Genomic DNA, 5281 nt, shown 5'->3' with positions numbered 1-5281 from the left:
CGCTGCATTTTCTTCCCGGCTATGCGCCCGAGCTGAACCCCGACGAGTTGGTTTGGAGCCATGTGAAGCGCACTGGTGTCGCCAGAACGCCTCTCCGCAAAGGCGAAACGCTCGGCGACAAAATCGGAGCCCAACTTGCCGCCCTCAAGAAGGCACCCAGGCTGATCCGATCATTCTTCCGGACACCAAGTGTCTCCTATATTACCGACTGCTGAGTAATACCGCCTCAGTTGGCCAAGCCCTACGTCAAGCGCGGCAAGAACGATGCGGCTGACGCCGAGGCGTTGTGCGAAGCGATGAGCCGACCGACGATGCGTTTCGTGCCGGTAAAGACGGCTGAGCAACAGGCGGCCCTGATGCTGGTCGGCGTGCGCGACCGGCTGATCCGCAATCGCACCCAACTGGCCAACACCATCCGCAGCTATGCCGCCGAATTCGGCCTGACTGCCACCAAGGGGATTGCTCAGCTGGTTCCGTTGCTCGAGCGCATCGCAGCCGATGAGAGCCTGCCCGCCCTGGCTCAAGAGTTGTTCGCCATGCAGGCCAAGGAATATACGCAGCTACAGGCGCAAATCGGCGAGGTCGATGCCAAGCTCACGACCTGGCACCGCGCCGACGAACGCAGTCAACGCCTTGCCCAGATCCCTGGCGTTGGTCCGATCGGCTCGGTGTTGCTGACAATGAAGACCCCGGAGCCCGAGCTATTCCGATCTGGGCGTCAATTCGCGGCCTGGATCGGTTTGACACCAAAGGATCATTCGACCGGAGGTAAAGTCAGGCTTGGCGTCATCACCCGCGCCGGCGATGAGGGATTGCGCAGCGTCCTGGTCATCGGCGCGACCTCGGTAATCCAACAGGCTCTACGCAGCGGAAAGGTGTCGCCGTGGCTGGCCGCAATTCTCAAGCGCAAGTCACCAAAGCTGGCCGCGGTGGCGCTGGCTAATAAGACGGCACGCATCGCCTGGAAGATGATGGTAACAGGCGAAACTTATATCGAGAAATCCGTGGTCGCTGCCGTTGCGGGCACGGTCTAGAGATCGGCCAGACACGGGGAGCAACTCAACTGCAACCGTGCTGAGGCGATGCCAGAACTTGCAAGATGATAAGCAGGTGGTGTGATCAATCGATCCACGGCGCGAGATACTCCGATAGCTCCAGCGGCCTCCTGCAAGGTCGCCCTTCTGTTTGGAACTCGTGTTGCGGAAACCATCTTGGCCAGCGTTCATGTGCGAGCGCGCCAACAGGCCGGACATATGGACGCAAGCGATTTGGTCAAAACGCTGCAAAACGCCTTGCGAGGAGGAGGCCGTTCTCTAATCGCGTCCCTCCTGTCAATAGCTTCTTGCTTGAAAGCGTTTGGATGCCGTCCATCAGTCAACGCCGAGAGAAATGATATCCCGAGACGGCAAGGATACAATGGTGTGTCGACGGCATATGGCCGCCGTGGCTCCGGCCAACAGGACCGCACGCATGGCGTGGAAGATGATGCTGACAGGGGAAGCTTACGGCGTGGAAGCCGCGGCCGCCGCCTCGGCAGGCGCGGTCTAAAAGCCAGCCATCGATGGGTCAGTTTCCGCTGCATTTCGTTACGTAACGCTATAAGGGCCTCACCATGCGGCCGATGCAACATTCAACCAAGAGAAACGATATCCCGAGACGGCAAGGACACAATGGGTGTCGACGGCATGTCAAGCCGCCTTTCGATGCTGATCGTCGAGGTCAAGCCGCGCAGCGGAGCGTCGCAGACGCCGGGCTTGAGGTCGACGATCAGCATCGGGAAACAATGGAACCGCTGTCCTTCCGTGGTTCCAGATAAATCCGACACTGCGCAGTCGGTGACGGGGTGAATTCTCGCAGCTTACTTCTGTCGCCGTGCCGGGGTCACGGTTCTCTCCGCGGTCGAAAAGGCTCCGCCGCAACATCTGGTCCGAAGCACAGGCACTGCAATGTCCACAACGAGCTCACACGGAGTACGCGCGGCTCAACGGCCTCCCTCGCAGCATACCTGCACCCTCGCCCCGGTGGGGCAACTTTCATCCGCGCCAGAGCAATCGCGCGAATGTATCTCTGCGAGACAAAGTCAGGCGCCGACTGGCTGCGCCGACCAACGGAACGGTTCGCCCGAGCGCCAAATGCTGTGCAGGATCACGCAAAGCTTCCTTGCTAGCGCGACGCGCGCCTTGCCAATCCCGGACCGCTTCGCAATTGCCTGCGCCCAATCCTTCAATCCTGAGGCCTTCTTGACCCTCGACAGGATCACCACCGCCGCCTCGTACATTAGGGTGCGGGCCAGCGTGTCGCCACATCGCGAAATCCTGCCGCTGCGGTCGACCTCCCCCGACTGATATTGTCTTGGTGTCAGCCCCAGGTGCGCACCCACCGAGCGCGATCGGGTGAAGCGGGCTGGGTCCTCGACTGTACTCACGTAGGCCAGCACGGTGACGACACCAATACCGGGCACACTCATCAAAAGCCGGCACGTCGGGTCACTTTTCGCCAGCGCGCGCACCGCCTTATCGAAGACCGCAATCTGTTCGCGCAGCTGACGCCAGGCCGTGAGCATGGGTCGAACGATGGCCGCCAGGTCAGCACGATCAACCAGCAGAGCCTCGACCCGCCGATCGAACGGAAGACCGCGCATTGCGCCGGGCAGCATCCCAAACGTCTTGAGCACGCCTCGGATATGGTTCGACAGACGTGTCGTCATGCCGACGAGTTGTGCTCTCGCGCCGAGCAGCGCACGCGTCCGATGGGCATCGATCGACTTCACGTGCACTGATCGATACCATCCCGTGCGCATGATCTGCGCCAGTCCCTCGGCGTCGTTCTGATCGGTCTTGTTCATCTGCATCTTGAGCGCGGCACTGGCATGTCTCGCATCGAGGCAAACAACGTTAAGCCCCCGATTCCGCAACTCATGCACGAGCCACGGCGTCATCGGGCCGGTTTCGATCCCAATGCTGGCATCTCCTCCCGCATGCCCTCGCACCGCCCGGCCGATCGGCTCCGGCTCTGATCGGCATTGACCACGCCAGAGCCTGCGTCCCGTCTCGTCAACGACGCAGATCGACGTCAGCTTTTGCGAAACGTCCAAACCAACAAATTGGGCCATCGAGCACCCTCCCACATGTGAACTGCCGGGCGACAGCGCCCGGACCACGGCACTATGGAGCTTTCAAGCCTTCAGCCGCGATTACCCGATGTCCACACAAGGACTCTAAGAATTTCCAATCTGCACGGCCCGACCGAGCCTCGCGAGCGCCATTGCCAGTACCGATGGATCGCATTCGAGGGGTCTTGTTGCACTTGCATTCACGCTATGCAACAAGGGGTTCCAAACTAACGGCGGATCGGATCGACGCTCGTCGACTGCCGCGTTCGTCTCAAATATCATGAGGACGTTCGCCACTTCCGCCATGCCAAACCCTGCCGATGCAACCCGCCGAGCCTATGGCGCCTGTCTCTTCCAGCCCGAAGCTTATCGCGCTGCTTATCTGAGCAGCAGCGTCTGGTACCGGCGACCGTTCATCCACTACCTCACGATCGGCGCCCGACGCGGCCAACGACCCAATCCCTTCTTCGATCCTGCCTATTATCGAGCGCAACTTGCCGCTGCCGGCGTGCGTCGAAGCTTCCCGCTTCTGAACTTCTACCTGCGCCACGGCGCTGATCGCCCGGAATCGCCCTCTAAGGAGTTCGACCACTCCTGGTACGCCGCCGTTAACCATGATTGTCTCGGCGGCAACCACCCTCTCGAACATTATCTTACGCGTGGTCTCGCCGAGGGGCGCGATCCGGCGCCGCACATCGATCTCCAGCGATGGATGGCCTCACATGGCGCGACATCAGCCACTGCCCCGGCTCTAATGCTTAGGCAGATCGCTGCCACCGGTCGGCTCGAAGGCGAGGGCGTTGACTACGGCTTCGTAAGTCTTGAGGCGCGCCAAACAATTTTTCGTGACAATATCGACTGGCGACCACTCCGCCGCGCTGCGGCACCACAACGGCCGAACCTCGTCTTCGTGCAGACTGCTCCTGACGCCGCTTATCGCTTCGCAACGCCGGAACGCGGCTTCGATCTGATGCTCAACTACTACGAAGACCCCGGCGCGGAACCTCATGCAGCCTGCGAGTATGCCATCTTCCAGCGCGGCTCCAAGGTGACCGCCATCGAGGCTATCTTGCGCCGTGACCCGACTCTGCTGCGCAGCTACGAACGCGTAATTTTCCTCGATGATGACATCGATCTCGGCGCCGGCGATCTGGACCGCTTCTTCGACGTGATGCAGTCGCACGACCTGGTGCTGGCGCAGCCCTTGCTCACTCCGGATTCGGACTGTTCTTGGCCGATCTTCCGCGACAGCGCACATGCCGGCCGTGTGGTGCCGGTTGATGGGGTGGAGGTGATGATGCCGGCCTTCTCGAGGGCGGCACTCGATCGGCTAGCCTGGACATTCAGTGAGGGCATTAGCGGGTTCGGCATTGACCTGCTCTGGGGTCAGACATGGCCGGAAGCACAGCAGGCGGGCCGCATTGCAATCATTGGTGAAGTCTCCGCGCGTCACCTGCGCCCCAGAGACCAGGAGGCCGGACTTTTCTACCGCTTCCTGGCGCGCCATGGAATCGATCCACAACGCGAGCTTTTCCGGATCATGCAACGAAACGGCCTGAAACTCGGATTCGACCGCATGCCGGTTCTCCCGCGCTCGCTGACACCGGTAACCTGCATTACTGCCGCGGCGTCATCGTAGGCGACGCGCCCACTTCGCCTTGCAGCGGCAGTCATGGTGCGCAATGAGTCTGATATCCTGCCAGTTCCCTTACACATTGTGCCGCCCTGTTCGACCACATCGTCGCCATGGACCACCGATCCACCGACGGCTCGCGCGAGATACTCGAGGCGGCGTGCGCTGCCGGCGTCCCGATCGACTGCGGTGTTCGCGGCTATCCAGGCGGCGATTACGAACCTGCTGGTCCAGCGCGCCTTTGCTGCTGACGCCGATTGGGTCTTCCCGCTCGACGCCGACGAGTTTGTCGACATCACTGACCGCCCCGCTTTCGAGACTGTGCTCGAGACGCAGGCCCGTGGAGCGTGCAAATTTGTCTGGCGTAACGTTGCACTCGTTCGGCAACGCAGCTGGGGTCATTTCGATGTCGCCGGGGACTACCTTTGCCGGGCTAGGCCCTAGACCAGATGTTCGCCTGAGATAGGGGCGACCCGTCTCACAGTATGCAGGCTTTCGAGGGTTGCACCGGGTGGTCTGGTGCCGAGCCTCATGCA

Annotated in this window: 3 protein-coding genes and 1 pseudogene; 3 read left to right on the top strand and 1 reads right to left on the bottom strand. The window is 61.2% G+C overall.

From position 1 onward, the window contains the following. Positions 1-215, top strand: a 215-nt coding sequence (locus GSQ89_RS01720) for a transposase (RefSeq protein WP_174254815.1), incomplete at its 5' end; no start/stop codon positions are given. Next, positions 216-1034: pseudogene (locus GSQ89_RS01715) on the top strand (IS110 family transposase); the annotation flags it as partial. 1046 nt (positions 1035-2080) lie between these two features. On the opposite strand, the gene GSQ89_RS01705 reads toward GSQ89_RS01715, so the two are convergent. Beyond that, complete coding sequence (locus GSQ89_RS01705) at positions 2081-3112, bottom strand: IS110 family transposase (RefSeq protein WP_158921389.1); 1032 nt, start codon at positions 3110-3112, stop codon at positions 2081-2083. A 280-nt stretch (positions 3113-3392) separates the two neighbouring features. Here GSQ89_RS01705 and GSQ89_RS01700 point away from each other — a divergent pair, with 280 nt between their 5' ends. Then, complete coding sequence (locus GSQ89_RS01700; protein ID WP_158921387.1) at positions 3393-4751, top strand: hypothetical protein; 1359 nt, start codon at positions 3393-3395, stop codon at positions 4749-4751. Positions 4752-5281 lie beyond the last annotated feature (530 nt).

The sequence above is a fragment of the Acidisphaera sp. S103 genome, assembly GCF_009765975.1.
In the GTDB taxonomy this organism is placed as follows: domain Bacteria; phylum Pseudomonadota; class Alphaproteobacteria; order Acetobacterales; family Acetobacteraceae; genus Rhodopila.
Note: the sequence above shows the minus strand (reverse complement) of the source record. Positions and strands in the feature narration are given on the sequence as shown.

Coding starts and splice junctions, on each gene's coding strand:
- GSQ89_RS01705 (WP_158921389.1), bottom strand. CDS start 3,112: ATGGCCCAATTTGTTGGTTTGGACGTTTCGCAAAAGCTGACGTCGATC.
- GSQ89_RS01700 (WP_158921387.1), top strand. CDS start 3,393: ATGAGGACGTTCGCCACTTCCGCCATGCCAAACCCTGCCGATGCAACC.